This window comes from Pseudomonas sp. YY-1 (assembly GCF_002843095.1).
Classification (GTDB): domain Bacteria; phylum Pseudomonadota; class Gammaproteobacteria; order Pseudomonadales; family Pseudomonadaceae; genus Aquipseudomonas; species Aquipseudomonas sediminis_A.
Window position 1 is genome coordinate 78,541 of sequence record NZ_PJLX01000015.1, and the last position, 15,024, is coordinate 93,564.

Annotated in this window: 13 protein-coding genes; 9 read left to right on the forward strand and 4 right to left on the reverse strand. The window is 63.9% G+C overall.

Annotation, left to right across the window (positions count from 1 at the left end; genetic code table 11):
- Window positions 1–21: 21 nt before the first annotated feature.
- The 6 genes from CXP40_RS19385 to CXP40_RS19410 all read left to right on the forward strand — a co-directional run bounded on the left by CXP40_RS19385 (window position 22) and on the right by CXP40_RS19410 (window position 6,287).
- A complete protein-coding gene (locus CXP40_RS19385; protein WP_099524660.1) occupies window positions 22–1,935 on the forward strand; it encodes an ATP-binding cassette domain-containing protein in 1,914 nt (637 codons plus the stop codon).
- Window positions 1,935–2,474, forward strand: coding sequence for a mechanosensitive ion channel family protein (locus CXP40_RS19390; RefSeq protein WP_099524658.1), 540 nt, complete (start codon window positions 1,935–1,937; stop codon window positions 2,472–2,474). Before CXP40_RS19385 ends, CXP40_RS19390 begins: the two co-directional genes overlap by 1 nt.
- Window positions 2,475–2,550: 76 nt before the next feature.
- On the forward strand, window positions 2,551–3,183 hold the full coding sequence (locus tag CXP40_RS19395; RefSeq protein WP_099524656.1) for a LysE family transporter: 633 nt from the start codon (window positions 2,551–2,553) through the stop codon (window positions 3,181–3,183).
- A 250-nt stretch (window positions 3,184–3,433) separates the two neighbouring features.
- Window positions 3,434–5,323: a cytochrome c/FTR1 family iron permease gene (locus tag CXP40_RS19400; protein WP_106735077.1), complete on the forward strand. Its 1,890-nt coding sequence runs from the start codon at window positions 3,434–3,436 to the stop codon at window positions 5,321–5,323.
- A gap of 126 nt (window positions 5,324–5,449) precedes the next feature.
- A complete protein-coding gene (locus CXP40_RS19405) occupies window positions 5,450–5,785 on the forward strand; it encodes an enhanced serine sensitivity protein SseB C-terminal domain-containing protein (protein WP_106735078.1) in 336 nt (111 codons plus the stop codon).
- A 52-nt stretch (window positions 5,786–5,837) separates the two neighbouring features.
- Window positions 5,838–6,287, forward strand: a complete 450-nt coding sequence (locus tag CXP40_RS19410; RefSeq protein WP_099524651.1) for a YaiI/YqxD family protein — start codon at window positions 5,838–5,840, stop codon at window positions 6,285–6,287.
- 153 nt (window positions 6,288–6,440) lie between these two features.
- Here CXP40_RS19410 and CXP40_RS19415 read toward each other — a convergent pair whose 3' ends face one another.
- Both CXP40_RS19415 and elbB read right to left on the reverse strand, forming a co-directional pair.
- Window positions 6,441–6,908 (reverse strand): thioesterase family protein, encoded by a 468-nt coding sequence (locus tag CXP40_RS19415; RefSeq protein ID WP_106735079.1) that lies wholly within the window; start codon window positions 6,906–6,908, stop codon window positions 6,441–6,443.
- 242 nt (window positions 6,909–7,150) lie between these two features.
- Window positions 7,151–7,810: an isoprenoid biosynthesis glyoxalase ElbB gene (elbB, locus tag CXP40_RS19420; protein WP_106735080.1), complete on the reverse strand. Its 660-nt coding sequence runs from the start codon at window positions 7,808–7,810 to the stop codon at window positions 7,151–7,153.
- Window positions 7,811–7,985: 175 nt separating this feature from the next.
- Between elbB and CXP40_RS19425 the strand changes: the two genes are divergently transcribed.
- Complete coding sequence (locus CXP40_RS19425; RefSeq protein ID WP_106735081.1) at window positions 7,986–9,230, forward strand: sterol desaturase family protein; 1,245 nt, start codon at window positions 7,986–7,988, stop codon at window positions 9,228–9,230.
- On the opposite strand, the gene CXP40_RS19430 is transcribed toward CXP40_RS19425, so the two are convergent.
- Window positions 9,198–9,752, reverse strand: a complete 555-nt coding sequence (locus tag CXP40_RS19430; protein ID WP_099524644.1) for a DedA family protein — start codon at window positions 9,750–9,752, stop codon at window positions 9,198–9,200. The genes CXP40_RS19425 and CXP40_RS19430 overlap by 33 nt on opposite strands.
- 194 nt (window positions 9,753–9,946) lie before the next feature.
- Here CXP40_RS19430 and hemB point away from each other — a divergent pair, with 194 nt between their 5' ends.
- Window positions 9,947–10,960, forward strand: coding sequence for a porphobilinogen synthase (hemB, locus tag CXP40_RS19435; RefSeq protein ID WP_106735082.1), 1,014 nt, complete (start codon window positions 9,947–9,949; stop codon window positions 10,958–10,960).
- A gap of 19 nt (window positions 10,961–10,979) precedes the next feature.
- Entirely contained in the window at window positions 10,980–13,163 is a 2,184-nt protein-coding gene (gene ppk1 / locus CXP40_RS19440; RefSeq protein WP_106735083.1) for a polyphosphate kinase 1, read from the forward strand.
- 282 nt (window positions 13,164–13,445) lie between these two features.
- Here ppk1 and ppx read toward each other — a convergent pair whose 3' ends face one another.
- Complete coding sequence (gene ppx / locus CXP40_RS19445) at window positions 13,446–14,948, reverse strand: exopolyphosphatase (RefSeq protein ID WP_177429697.1); 1,503 nt, start codon at window positions 14,946–14,948, stop codon at window positions 13,446–13,448.
- Window positions 14,949–15,024 lie beyond the last annotated feature (76 nt).

The window sequence follows — 15,024 nt, forward strand, 5'->3', positions numbered from 1 at the left end:
CTGATAGACTCCGCCGCCATTATGATCCGACTCCAGAACCTCACTCTACAGCGTGGTCCGCAACGCCTGCTCGAAGGCGCCGAGATGACCCTGCACGCCGGCCACAAGGCCGGTCTGATCGGCGCCAATGGCGCCGGCAAATCCAGCCTGTTCGCCCTGTTGCGCGGTGAGCTGACCCCGGACGCCGGCGATTGCCTGCTGCCTGGTGACTGGCGTATCGCCCATATGCGCCAGGAGGTCGACACCCTCGATCGGCTGGCGGTGGATTATGTGCTCGACGGCGATCACAACCTGCGCCGCGTGCAGGCCGAACTGGCCGCTGCCGAGCAGAGTCATGATGGCGCCGCCATCGCCCGCCTGCACAGCGAGCTGGACAGCGCCGACGGCTATACCGCCGACGCGCGCGCACGCAAGCTGCTGGCCGGCCTGGGGTTCGAGAATGCGCAGATGGATCGCCGTGTCGGCGACTTCTCCGGTGGCTGGCGCATGCGTCTGAACCTGGCCCAGGCGCTGATGTGTCCGTCCGACCTGCTGCTGCTCGACGAACCGACCAACCACCTGGATCTGGACGCCATTCTCTGGCTGGAAGGTTGGTTGCAGAGCTACCCCGGCACCCTGCTGCTGATCTCCCACGACCGCGATTTTCTCGACGCGGTGGTCGACCACGTCGCTCATGTCGAGCAGCGCAAGCTGAACCTGTACCGCGGCGGCTACACGGCCTTCGAACGTACCCGTGCCGAACGCCTGGCCCAGCAGCAGCAGGCCTACGAGAAGCAGCAGGCGCAGCGCGCGCACATGGAAAAGTACATCGCCCGCTTCAAGGCCCAGGCCACCAAAGCCCGCCAGGCGCAGAGCCGGATCAAGGCGCTGGAGCGCATGGAAGAGCTGAGCGCAGCGCATGTCGACTCACCCTTCGACTTCGTCTTCCGCGAGGCCGAGAAGATTTCTACGCCGCTGCTCAGCCTCAGCGAAGGTCGCCTCGGCTACGGCGACAAGACCGTGCTGCAGCAGGTCAAGCTGAGCCTGGTGCCCGGCGCGCGCATTGGCCTGCTCGGCCCTAACGGCGCGGGAAAGTCGACGCTGATCAAGAACCTGTCGGCCGAGCTGCAGCCGCTGAGCGGCAGCCTGAGCCGCGGTGAGAACCTGGTGATCGGCTATTTCGCCCAGCACCAGCTCGATTCGCTGGACGACAAAGCCAGCCCGTTGCTGCATTTGCAGCGTCTGGCGCCGAGCGAGCGCGAGCAGACCCTGCGCGATTTCCTCGGCGGCTTCGACTTCCGTGGCCCGCGTTGCGACGAGCCGGTGGTGAATTTCTCCGGTGGCGAGAAGGCCCGCCTGGCCCTGGCACTGATCGCCTGGGAAAAACCCAATCTGCTGCTGCTCGACGAACCGACCAACCACCTCGATCTGGAAATGCGCCTGGCCCTGACCATGGCCCTGCAGGAATTCGCCGGCGCCGTGGTGGTGGTATCGCACGATCGCCATCTGCTCAAGAGCACCACTGACGAGTTCCTGCTGGTCGCTGAAGGCCGTGTGGTGCCGTTCGACGGCGATCTGGACGACTATGCTCGCTGGCTGGTCGATTACCGTCAGCGTCAGGCGCCACCGAATGCGCCGACCGAAGGTGGCGCGGACAAGACCGACAAGCGCGCCCAGCGCCAGGCCGCTGCGGCGTTGCGCCAGCAACTGGCACCGCACAAGAAACAGGCGGAAAAGCTCGAACAGGAGCTGGGCAAGGTGCAGGAAAAGCTCGCCGCCGTCGAAACCCAGCTGGGCGACAGCGGTCTGTACGAGTCCGCGCGCAAGGATGAGCTGCGCCAGCGCCTGGCCGAACAGGCACAGCTCAAGACCCGCGAGGCCGAGCTTGAGGAAGCCTGGCTGCTGGCGCTGGAAACCCTGGAGGCGTTGCAGCAGCAACTGGAGGAAGCCGAGTGATGGAACAGTTAGATTTGCTGATGGCCTGGCGCGACCCGCTGATTCGCACCGGCCAGGTACTGCTGATCATCCTGCTGGCGTGGGTTGCCCAACGCATTCTGACCCGTGCCATCAGCCGTCTCGGCGCTCGTTACAGCCTGCTGCCGCCAGAAGTGCTGCAGCCGCTGCGGGGGCTGGTGCGCTGGCTGATCATGGGCAGTGCACTGCTCATGGTGCTGGAGCGCCTGGGGGTTTCGGCCACCGTGCTGTGGACGGCGCTGACCGGTTTCACTGCTGTCGCTGCGGTGGCGTTCTTCGCCATCTGGAGCGTGCTGTCGAACATGTTCTGTGCGCTGCTGATCTTCACCATGGGGCCGTTCCGTATCGGCGACACGGTCGAGGTGATCGATAGCGCTGACAAGCCGGGTGTGAAGGGCCGGGTCATCGCCATCAACCTGTTCTACACCACCCTGCAGGACCTCACTGAGGATGCCTCCGGCGCCGTGTTACAGGTACCCAACAGCCTGTTCTTCCAACGGTCGGTACGCCGCTGGCGCTGAGTCGCTAGTCGAGACGCTGGCGCCGGAGTAGGCTGTGCTGCTCTTCCCCTGATTTCAGCTTCTCGAGGTACGCATCATGGCTTTGGAAACCTGGCTCGCTTTCTTCGTCGCCTGCTGGGTCATCAGCCTGTCGCCGGGTGCCGGTGCCGTGGCGTCGATGTCGGCCGGTATGCAATACGGTTTCTGGCGTGGCTACTGGAACGCCCTTGGTTTGCAACTTGGCCTGGCGCTGCAGATCGCCATCGTCGCCGCGGGCGTGGGTGCCATCCTGGCCGCCTCGGCCCTGGCCTTCAGCCTGATCAAGTGGTTCGGCGTGGCCTATCTGGTGTTCCTCGCTTACAAGCAGTGGGTCGCGCTGCCCAGCGATCTGGATGCCGGTGCGGCCGAGCGGCCTATTGGTCGGCCACTGACCCTGGTGTTGCGCGGTTTTCTGGTCAACTTCAGCAACCCCAAGGCCATCGTCTTCATGCTCGCGGTACTGCCGCAGTTCATCAACCCGCATGCGCCACTACTGGCGCAGTATCTGGTGATGGGTGTGACCATGATCATCGTGGATCTGATCGTCATGGCCGGCTACACCGGGCTCGCTTCGCGCGTCCTGCGGCTGCTGCGCACACCGCGTCAGCAGCGGGTAATGAACCGCAGTTTCGCCGCACTGTTCGCCGCTGCTGCTGGCTTGCTGGCAACGGTCAAGCGCGCCGCTGTCTGAGCCCCATTTACTATCGTTCAACGCTGACCGATAGCGTTTGTCAGGGATGTTCTGAAAGAGTCATTCATCGTCACTCCCGCGAAGGCGGGAGCCCAGTTGACTCGCCGATTCTGGGTGCCCACCTACGCGGGCAGGACGGACTTTCAGGTTCCGCTCGGCTGATTGTTACCAGATATTTCAGATTGTTCTTGTGCTTGGTCGTTAGGCCGGCAACAATTTAATGCCACCCATTCTCGTTTGGGATGCATTAATGATCCGCTTTCGTTTCTCCCTTTCCTGGCTGATGCTGCCATTGCTGGCCAGCCTCAGCTTTCTCGCTGTTGCCGAGCCCCTCGATGGCGCCGCGCAGGCGCTGCATCTGATTGGCTACATCGGCGCTGATTACCCGGCCACCGTTGCCCATGGCCAGATCATCGATGCCGGTGAATACCAGGAGCAACTGGAGTTTCTCGACGTGCTGCAGGGCTTGATCGTCGCCTTGCCGGCTCAAGCTGGCCGTGCCGAGTTGGAGCAGGGCGTGCGCGATCTGCACCAGGCGATTGTCCAGCGCCAACCGGGCGATGAGGTCGCAGGCGCCGCGCGCAAGCTGGGCGCACGCCTGGCCGAGCTCTATCAGGTGGCGCAGACCCCCGTGCTGACGCCTGACCCGGAACGCGGCGCGCCGCTCTACGCGCAGCATTGTTCGGTGTGCCATGGCGACACCGGCCTGGGCGATGGGCCTGCCGGCATCGGTCTGGAGCCGGCGCCGGCCAATCTGCGTGACGCCGCGCGTCTGGATCGCCTGAGCCTGTATGACCTCTACAACACGCTCGGCCTGGGCATTGAAGGCACCGATATGCCGGCTTTCGCCGATCAGCTCGACGAACGCCAACGTTGGGATCTGGCCGCCTACATCGCCGGCTTCAGCGCCGCGCCGGCACAGGGGCAGACGCGCTTCGCCATGAGTGAGCTGGCAGGGCGCACGCCTGCCGAGATCGACGCAGCTGGCGGCGATGTCGCCGCGTTTCGCGCCCAGCGCGCGCATCCGGTGCTGGAGCAGCGCGGCCCGCAACAATTGATCGGCTACACCCGCTCGACCTTGGAGCGCAGTCTCCAGGCCTACCGCGAGGGTGATCGTGAGCAGGCCTATGACCTCTCCGTCGGCGCCTACCTGGAAGGCTTCGAACTGGTCGAAGGTGCTCTCGACAACCTCGATGCAGTGCAGCGCAAGACCACTGAGCGCGCGTTGATGGCCTATCGACAGGCGCTGCAGGATGGCGCTGGCGTCGCACAGGCGGGACAGGCGCTGGAACAGGCCAAGGTGGAGCTGGACAAGTCTGCGGCGCTGCTGGCCGATGGCGCCATGGATGACAGCCTGAGCTTCTTCGCCAGCTTGTTGATTCTGCTGCGCGAGGGGCTCGAGGCGATTTTGGTACTGGCGGCGATCCTCGCCTTCCTGCGCAATACCGGGCAGCAGCAGGCGGTACGCAGCGTGCACGTCGGCTGGGGCTTGGCATTGCTGGCCGGTGTCGCGACCTGGGCGGTGGCAGCCTACCTGATCGACATCAGCGGCGCTCAGCGTGAGCTGCTGGAAGGCGCCACGGCGCTGTTCGCCAGTGTGGTGCTGCTGTGGGTTGGCGTGTGGATGCATGATCGCCGCCACGCTGCGGCCTGGCAGGACTACATCAAGAGTAGCCTGGTCGGTGGCGGCGGTCGCTTCGGCTTCGCCGTGCTGGCGTTTTTCTCGGTCTATCGCGAGCTGTTCGAAGTCATCCTGTTCTACGAAACCCTCTGGCTGCAGGCCGGCCCTGCCGGACATGGTGCGGTGTTGGCCGGTGCAGCGGCTGCGCTGGTGTTGCTGATCGGCCTGGCCTGGGTGATCCTGCGTGGCTCGCGCAAACTGCCGCTGGCGACCTTCTTTGGCGTCAACGCGGTGCTGCTATGTGTGCTGTCTGTGGTCTTCGCCGGCCATGGCGTGGCCGCGTTGCAGGAGGCCGGCGTGCTCGGCACGCGTCCGGTAGCCTTCTTCGAGTTCGACTGGTTGGGCATTCATGCCGATGCCTGGAGCCTGTCGGCGCAGGGCCTGGCGCTGGCCGGTATCGCGTTGCTGTATGGGCGCAGCCTGCTGGGTGAACGGCGCCGCGCAGCGGCTCAGGCCTGAGCCGCTGGACAAGGCGTGAACGAGGGCGACTTTGCTCGCCCTCGTTGCGCGATAGCGTGAACCGCTGCCACGACAGCGGGTCCTAGTGCACCTAGGCTGGCTCCAATTTCTCTGCCGAGTGCGCGCATGTCTTCCTCGATCCACTCCACTCATTACGCCGACAGTCCTGATCTGGCGTTGGCTGCTCTGCGTCATCCCTCCCTGGAGCAGGCCCTGTCTGCGGCCTGTGCCCAGCTAGCTGTGCGCGAAGCTTTTCTCGCTGCGTTGCGCGATCCGGCCATCGGCCCGCAGCCGCGCTTGCTGCTGGCGATTTCCGGTGCCGATGTGCGCGGTCAGCGGCGCCTGGCTGCGCTGGTAGCCGAGCTGCTGCCCGATGAAGTGGAACTGGACCTTATCGAGCTGGCCGACGACAACCTGTCACGCGCCGTGCGTGAGCGCTGTGAGCCTTTCTACAACGCCTGATCGAGTCGTCTGCTGGCATACTGCGCGCTGATTGTTCTGCGGAAGTTGCTGCATGCGCGTATGGATCGACGCCGACGCTTGCCCTCGGGCAGCGCGGGACCAGGTGGTCAAGTTCGCACTCAAACGAGGCTTCGAAGTGGTGCTGGTAGCCGGTCAGGCCGTCGCCCGGCCGAATTTCGCCTGCGTGAAACTGATCGTGGTGCCCAGCGGGCCGGACGCCGCCGATGATCATTTGGTGGAGCACGCCGTGCCCGGCGAGCTGGTGATCTGCAGCGATGTGCCACTGGCCGACCGTTTGGTGAAGAAGGGTGTGGCTGCGCTCGACCCGCGTGGTCGCGAGTTCGACGAACGCAACATGGGCGAGCGTCTGGCGGTGCGTAACCTGTTCACCGACCTGCGTGAGCAGGGGCAGGTGGGCGGTGGTCAGGCGCCGTATTCGGAAAAGGATCGGCAGGCATTCGCCAACTCGCTGGATCGGATTCTCACACGCCTGAGTCGCTAGCTGCCTCGGCTACCGAGGCAATGACCGTAGGAGCGAGCTCTGCTCGCGAATTTCCTGGGGCAGGGCGCTTCGCGAGCAGAGCTCGCTCCTACAAAGGCATCCGCTCAGCCGAGCAGTTGTAGCCCGGATGAAATCCGGGGGCGTCGGCCTCCGTCAGCCGCACAGATAGGTGCCAGTGCCCACTGCCACCAGCACGCCCTCATCGTTGTGCAGCTCCATACGAATGACCGCCACCTTGTTACCGGCGCGCAACGGCATGGCCGTGGCAGTGAAACGCTGGCCGCGACCGGGGCGCAGGTAGTCGATACGCAGGTCGATGGTGCCGAGCTTGGACAGTTTGCTCATGCGCTCGGCAGGCGGCAGGTGCTGGTGATTGGCGAAGGCGCCGATCAGCGCCATGGCGCCGCCACAGACGTCGAGCAGGGAGGAAATCACCCCGCCGTGCAGAATGCCGTGGACGAAGTTGCCGATCAGTTCGGGCTTCATCGGCAGGTGCATGGTCACCCGCTCGGGGCTCAGCTCATCGAGCTCGATACCGAGCACCTGATTGAAGGGGATGCGCTTAAAGAAACTGGCCACCGCCTGTTGCAGGTCGGGGCTGAGGACGAAAGGCTGGGACATGGCAGGGGCTCCAAGAAATCCTGTCGCCACGCTGCAGTACCGCGCAAGACTTGGCCAGAGGCAATGCAGGAGTGCCCTGAGCATTGGCCGGATCGGCCTGACTCCTGTGGGAGGATTCGGGTGCGTTCCGTTTCAGCTTCAGCCCACCAATGGCAATCAAGGTGGGCTAAAACGGAACGCCGCCCACCCCATTGGGCCCCGGCGTTAATTCAGGCGCAACGCCACATGCCGACGCCTGAAAATCAGTGGTGCGCCAGCTCCAGCACGCGGTCGACCAGTTTGTTGATGCCCGACGCTGCCTCGGCGATGGACTTGGCGAGCATATAGGCCGGCGTGGTCACCAGCTTGCGAGCCTCGTCTTCGACGATTTCGCTGACCTCACACTCTTGGTGCTCGGCGCCCATCTGGGTCAGCGCACTGGCGGTGTCCGCGTCGTTGCCGATGGTGCAGATCACGCCAGCGCCGAAGATCTTCGCGGCCAGCGCCGGGGCGATGCAGATCAGGCCAACCGGCTTGCCGGCATCGACGAACGCCTTGCAAGCCGCCAGCACGTCAGGTTGCACGGTGCAGCCGGCACCGCTGGTGGCGAAGTCGGAGAGGTTCTTCGCTACGCCGAAGCCGCCGGGCAGGATCAGCGCGTCGAACTCTGCCATGTGCAGCAGCTTGACGTCCTTGATCTGGCCGCGGGCGATGCGAGCCGATTCCACCAGCACGTTGCGTGTTTCGTTCATCTCGTCGCCGCTGTAGTGATCGACCACGTGCAGCTGCGGCACGTTGGGGGCGAAACACTGGACTTCGGCACCACGCTGGTCGAGGCGCAGCAGGGTGATCACGCTTTCATGGATCTCGGCGCCATCGTAGACGCCACAGCCGGACAGAATCACTGCCACTTTCTTGCTCATGCTCGACTCCTGGTGAGGAAAGACGCGACCTTGAAACGGGCGCGGGTATTACCAATGCTGGGGTTGTCGCCAAATGCCACTCGGACTGTCATTCGCCGCCGCGAAGCCTGACGAAGCTGCGCATAGGATGAATAACAGCTCATTCCCGACACAAGTACAACGATATGGCGCAGTCATGAATTACGTTCTTTACGCAGTGCCCTTCTTTTTCCTGCTGATTGGCCTGGAATTGCTCGCTGACCGCTGGCGCGGTATGCGCACCTATCGCCTGGCCGACGCCCTCAACAGCCTCAGTGCCGGCGTGCTGTCGCAGGCGACCGGTGTGCTGACCAAGGTGGTCGGCCTGCTCACCTACGCCTTCGCCTGGGAGCATCTGGCGCTGTTCGAGCTGGCCGAAGGCAGCCTCTGGGTGTGGCTCTTCGCCTTCGTCTTCTACGACTTCTGCTACTACTGGAACCACCGCCTGGGCCATGAGCGCAACGTGCTTTGGGCCGCTCATGCGGTGCACCATCAGAGCGAGGACTACAACCTCTCCACCGCGTTACGGCAAACCAGCACCGGTTTCATCTTCGGCTGGATCTTCTACCTGCCGATGGCGCTGGTCGGCGTGCCGCCGCTGGTCTTCCTCACCGTCGCCGCCCTGAACCTGCTGTATCAGTTCTGGGTGCATACCCGGCACATCCCCAAACTGGGCTGGTTCGAGTGGCTGTTCATCACCCCGTCCAATCACCGCGTGCACCATGCACAGAATCCTATCTACATGGATCGCAATTACGGCGGTGTGTTCATTGTCTGGGATCGAATATTTGGCACCTTCCAGGAAGAACTCGACGAAGAACCGGTGGTCTTCGGCGTTACCGTGCCGCTGGCCAGCTGGAACCCGCTGTGGGCCAACCTGCAGGTTTATGCCGGGGTGTGGAACGATGCCAAACGATCCAGTTCGTGGTGGGACCGGCTGCGCATCTGGTTCATGCCCACTGGTTGGCGCCCGGCCGACGTGGCGGCGCGTTATCCCCAGGCCAAGGCGGACCTGAGCAACTTCCGCAAGTTCGAGGTGCCGCTGGGGCGTGGCGCGCAGATCTACGCGCTGCTGCAGTTCGTCTGCTACCTGCTGGCCGGCGCATGGCTGCTGGCGCAGGGTGATTCACTGGCGATCGGTGGCGTGCTGCTGGCATGTCTGTGGATGGCCCTGGGGCTATGCAGCATTGGTATGTGGCTGGAGAACCGCAGCAATGCCTGGCGGCTGGAGTGCCTGCGTCTGGTGAGTAACCTGCCGGTACTCTGGTTGGCCGGTGAGCTCGGCATGCTGGCGCTCGATGCCAGCGCCTGGGCGTGGCTGAGCGCCTACAGTCTGCTCAGTCTGATGGGGCTCTGGCTAGCGCGTGGTTCAGCCACGCCGGCGCTGACGCCACCGGTGTAGCCAGGCCAGGGAAAGCAGCAGGACCACAGCCGCGAGCAGGATGACCTGATAGTTGCGCAGCTCTTCCAGCAGACCGCCCATGGCGTTGCCCAGGCTGTAGGCCAGCAGGCTGATGCCGCCGGCCCAGACGCCAGCGCCGATGGCATCGAGCAGCAGGTAGCGGCGCCAGGAATAGCCGGACAGGCCGATGGTCAGCGGCATTACCGTGCGCAGGCCATAGAGGAAGCGGAAACACAGGACCCAAAGATCCGGGTAGCGCTGGATCAACGCACTGGCACGTTCGCCCAGCGGTTGCCAGCGCGGCTTGCGTGCCAGCAGCGCGCGGCCATGGCGACGGCCTAAGTAGTACCAGAGTTGATCGCTGGCGAAGGTGCCGAGAAAGGCGCACAGCGCCACCCATTCGATCTCCAGCACGTTGCGCACGGCCATGTAGGCTGCCAGCAGCAGCGATACCTCACCTTCGAGGAAGGTGCCGAGTACCAGTGCCGGGTAGCCAAACTGGCGGATCAGGTCTTGGAGCATGCCGTGAGCTCATCGATGCAGGTGCTGAAGACTACTCTGACCACGAGGAGGCCGGAAGGTGGCGCGTCATGCCACAATGCGCGACTGGCTGTGCGACTCGCCGTCGCACGCGGTCATTTGACCGTCATCATTTGGTCATAATGGTCGCTTATAACCGTCACACTGGCCCGCCCGAGCGGGCTTTGGAGTCTGCCGTGAGCGTTACCCCCGCCAATCGTCTGTTCCCCGCCACCCGCCTGCGTCGCAATCGCCGCGACGATTTCTCCCGTCGCCTGGTGCGCGAGAATCGCCTGAGCGTCGATGATCTGATTCTGCCGGTGTTCGTCCTCGACGGCGAAAACCGCCGTGAAGCCGTGCCGTCGATGCCGGGCGTCGAACGCCTGTCCATCGACCTGCTGCTGAAGGAAGCCGAGCACTGGGTGGCGCTGGGCATTCCGGCGCTGGCGCTGTTCCCGGTCACGCCGCTGGAGAAGAAGTCCCTGGATGGGGCGGAAGCCTGGAATCCGGACGGTATCGCCCAGCGCGCGATCCGCGCCCTGCGTGAAAAATTCCCCGAGCTCGGGGTGATCAGCGACGTGGCCCTCGACCCCTTCACCACCCACGGTCAGGACGGCATTCTCGACGACTCCGGTTATGTGCAGAACGACATCACCGTCGATGCGCTGGTCAAGCAGGCACTGTCGCATGCCGAGGCTGGTGCCCAGGTGGTGGCGCCGTCGGACATGATGGATGGCCGCGTGCAGGCGATCCGCGAGGCACTGGAGCTGGCCGATCACGTCAATGTGCGCATCATGGCCTACTCGGCCAAGTACGCCAGCGCCTATTACGGCCCATTCCGCGATGCGGTGGGCTCGGCCGCCAACCTCGGCAAGGGCAACAAGCTCGGCTATCAGATGGACCCGGCCAACGGTAACGAGGCGCTGCATGAAGTGGCCGCCGACCTGGCCGAAGGTGCCGACATGGTCATGGTCAAGCCAGGTATGCCGTACCTGGACATCCTCTGGCGCGTGAAAGATGCCTACAAGGTGCCGACCTTCGTCTATCAGGTCAGTGGTGAGTACGCCATGCACATGGCGGCGATCCAGAACGGCTGGCTCAGCGAGGCCGTAATACTGGAGTCGCTCACCGCTTTCAAACGTGCGGGTGCCGATGGCATCCTCACCTATTTCGCCGTTCGGGCGGCAGAACTGCTAAAACAAGGGCAATGACGCCCTCAGGAACTCAGTGATGAACAGCGAAGGACTCAACAGCGAAGTGCTCGACAACAACCCGCCTCCGGCCGAGGTGGTCGCCGAGACGCCCGTGGTGGAAACCCCGCCACCGGCGCCGATTCCCGGCCTGGATGACAGCAGCCTGTACATCCACCGTGAACTTTCGCAGTTGCAGTTCAACATCCGCGTGCTGGAACAGGCGCTGGACGAGTCCTATCCGCTGCTCGAGCGCCTGAAGTTCCTGCTGATCTTCTCCAGCAACCTCGACGAGTTCTTCGAGATTCGCGTCGCCGGCCTGAAGAAGCAGATCAACTTCGCCCGCGAACAGGCCGGCGCCGATGGCCTGCAGCCGCACCAGGCGCTGGCGCGGATCAGCGAGCTGGTGCACGAGCAGGTCGAGCGCCAGTACGCCATTCTCAACGACACGCTGTTCCCGGCGCTGGCCAAGCACAACATCAACTTCATCCGCCGCCGTTACTGGACGACCAAACTCAAGGCCTGGGTGCGCCGCTACTTCCGCGACGAGATCGCGCCGATCATCACGCCCATCGGCCTTGACCCGACGCACCCCTTCCCGCTGCTGGTGAATAAGAGCCTGAACTTCATCGTCGAGCTTGAGGGTGTCGATGCCTTCGGTCGCGACTCCGGTCTGGCCATCATCCCGGCGCCGCGTCTGCTGCCGCGCATCATCAAGGTACCGGAAGATGTCGGCGGCCCCGGCGACAACTACGTATTCCTCTCGTCGATGATCCACGCTCATGCCGATGACCTGTTCCAGGGCATGAAGGTCAAGGGCTGCTACCAGTTCCGCCTGACCCGTAACGCCGACCTGTCGGTGGATACCGAGGACGTCGAAGACCTGGCGCGCGCCCTGCGCGGCGAGCTGTTCAGCCGCCGCTATGGCGATGCGGTACGCCTGGAGGTGGTCGATACCTGCCCGAAACACCTACGTGACCACCTGCTCAAGCAGTTCGGCCTGACCGAGGGCGAGCTGTACCAGGTCAACGGCCCGGTCAACCTGACCCGCCTGTTCAGCATCACCGGCCTGGATAACCACTCGGACCTGCAGTACGCCCCGTTCACCCCGGTGATCCCCAAACTGCTGCAGAACGCCGAGAACATCTTCAGCGTGGTCAGCAAGCAGGACATCCTTCTGCTGCATCCCTTCGAGTCCTTCACCCCGGTCGTCGACTTGCTGCGTCAGGCCGCTAAAGACCCGCATGTGCTGGCGATCAAACAGACGCTGTATCGCTCCGGGGCCAACTCGGAGATCGTCGACGCACTGGTGGAAGCCGCGCGCAATGGCAAGGAAGTCACCGCAGTGATCGAGCTGCGCGCGCGCTTCGACGAAGAGTCCAACCTGGCCCTGGCCAGCCGCCTGCAGGCGGCCGGTGCGGTGGTGATCTACGGCGTGGTCGGTTTCAAGACCCACGCCAAGATGATGCTGATCCTGCGTCGCGAGAACGGCGAGATAGTCCGCTACGCCCACCTCGGCACCGGTAACTATCACGCCGGCAACGCCCGCCTGTACACCGACTACAGTCTGCTGACCGCTGATGTCGCGCTCGGTGAGGACGTGTCCAAGCTGTTCAGCCAGCTGATCGGCATGGGCAAGACCTTGCGCATGAAGAAGCTGCTGCACGCGCCCTTCACCCTGAAGAAGACCCTGCTCGACCTGATCGCCAAGGAAACTACCGCGGCGGCCGAGGGCAAGCCGGCGCAGATCATCGCCAAGTTCAACTCGCTGACCGATCCCAAGGTGATTCGCGCGCTGTACAAGGCCAGCCAGACTGGGGTGAAGATCGACCTGGTGGTACGCGGTATGTGCTGCTTGCGTCCGGGCATTGCCGGGGTTTCGCACAACATCCAGGTGCGTTCGATCATCGGCCGCTTCCTCGAGCACACGCGGGTGTTCTACTTCCTCAACGGCGGCGACGAGAAAATCTACCTGTCCAGCGCCGACTGGATGGAGCGTAACCTCGATAAACGCGTGGAGACCTGCTTCCCGGTAGAGGGCAAGAAGCTCATCACGCGCGTGAAGAAGGAACTGGAAAGCTACCTGACCGACAACACCCAGGCCTGGGTGCTGCAGTCCGATGGTCGTTACCTGCGCCAGCAGCCCACCGGCAATCAGAACCCGCGCAGCGCGCAGTCCGGCTTGCTGGAGAAGCTCACCGCACCGGTAATCGTGACGCGCTAAAAAGGCCGCTTGCGGCGATCTGATGACCCTCTCCCGCTTGCGGGAGAGGGTGCCCGAAGGGCGGGAGAGGGCTTAGATGGCCGCGTGCCGTAGTGCTTCTTACGCCGATGAGCGCCTGATCGCTGGCGATCAGGCCGGGGCGCGGAGCTGGGTGGCCGTAGGCCGGAGGAGAGGGCTTTGCGGTCTTGGCGGGTTGCACCCGCCCTACAGACTTACCGCACGAAATCCCGGTGCGCACGGCGCACCCTACGGGGTTGATAGCGGGTTTGACGCAGAAGTTGATCAACGCACGCTCAACGTCAGGTCGATGCGCTTGAGCCACTCGGCTTCAGCTTCGAAGTCCGCCAAGGTCAGCGGGTTGGCGGCCAGCCAGCCTTCAGGGAAGACGATTTCCAGGCTGTTGTCGCCGACCTTGAACTGCACCTGCGGCATGTCCTGCGTACCACGGATATGGTGGAACAGGATGGCGAAGCGCAGCAGCACGCACAGGCGTATCAGCTTGATGCCTTCCTCGCCGAAGTCGGCGAACTTGTCCTTGGGGATGTTGCGGCGGTGGCCGCGCACCAGCAGGGCGAGCATTTGCTGATCCTGACGCGAGAAACCCGACAGGTCGGAGTGCTCGATCAAGTAGGCGCCGTGCTTGTGGTACTGGTAGTGGGCGATATCCAGACCCACCTCGTGCACCTTGGCGCCCCAGCTGAGCAGTTCACGATGCCAGTCGTCGGTCAGCCCCCAATCATTGGCAACCTTGTCCAGCGCTGAAAGCGCCTTGGCCTCGACCCGAGCAGCCTGGTCTACATCGACGTGGTAACGCTCCATGAACGCCGCCAGCGTGCGTTCGCGGACGTCTTCATGCTGATGACGACCGAGCAGGTCGTACAGCACGCCTTCACGCAGAGCACCTTCGGAGTGGCTCATGCGCTGAATGTCGCAGGCATCGAAGATGGCTTCGAGAATCGCCAGGCCGGCGGGGAAGATGCCGCGGCGGTCCGGCTTGATGCCGTCGAGGTCGATCTTGTCCACTTCGCCGAGCTTGAACAGCTTGCGTTTGAGCCAGGCCAGGCCCTCGACCGTGATCTCACCATTGCTCAGGCCGGCAGCCTTGGTCGTCAGGCCGATGGCCTTGATGGTCCCGGAGGCGCCGACGGCATCTTCCCAGCCCAGGCGGCGCAGGCTCTGCTCGATGCCCATCAGCTCCAGGCGGGCAGCGGTGTAGGCCTGGGCATAGCGCGCCGGGGTGATCTTGCCGTCCTTGAAGTAGCGCTGGGTGAAGCTCACGCAGCCCATCTGCAGGCTCTCGCGCAGCAGTGGCTCGAAACGCTGGCCGATGATGAACTCGGTGCTGCCGCCGCCAATGTCGGCGACCAGGCGTTTGCCGGGGGTGTCAGCGATGCTGTGGGACACGCCGAGGTAGATCAGTCGGGCTTCTTCACGGCCGGAAATCACCTCGACCTGATGGCCGAGAATTTCCTCGGCGCGGCGGATGAACACCGCGCGGTTGCGCGCCTCACGCAGGGCGTTGGTGCCGACGATGCGTACAGCGCCTTCCGGCAGTGTGTTGGTGAATTGGGCGAAACGACGCAGGCAGTCGAGCCCGCGCTGCATCGCTTCTTCGCTGAGCTGGCGCTCGTCGTCCAGGCCCGCGGCCAGTTGGACCTTGTCGCCGAGGCGCTCGAGGATGCGAATTTCGTGATTGTCGGCCTTGGCCAGCACCATATGAAAGCTGTTCGACCCCAGGTCGATGGCAGCGATCAGGGGAAAACTCTCGGCAGGGGCGTTAGGCATGATTACGGCATCTCGTTCGATTTCCGCGCCATCGTGCCACGACTGAGCGCATGAGCCAACGCATACGGATGTCGCA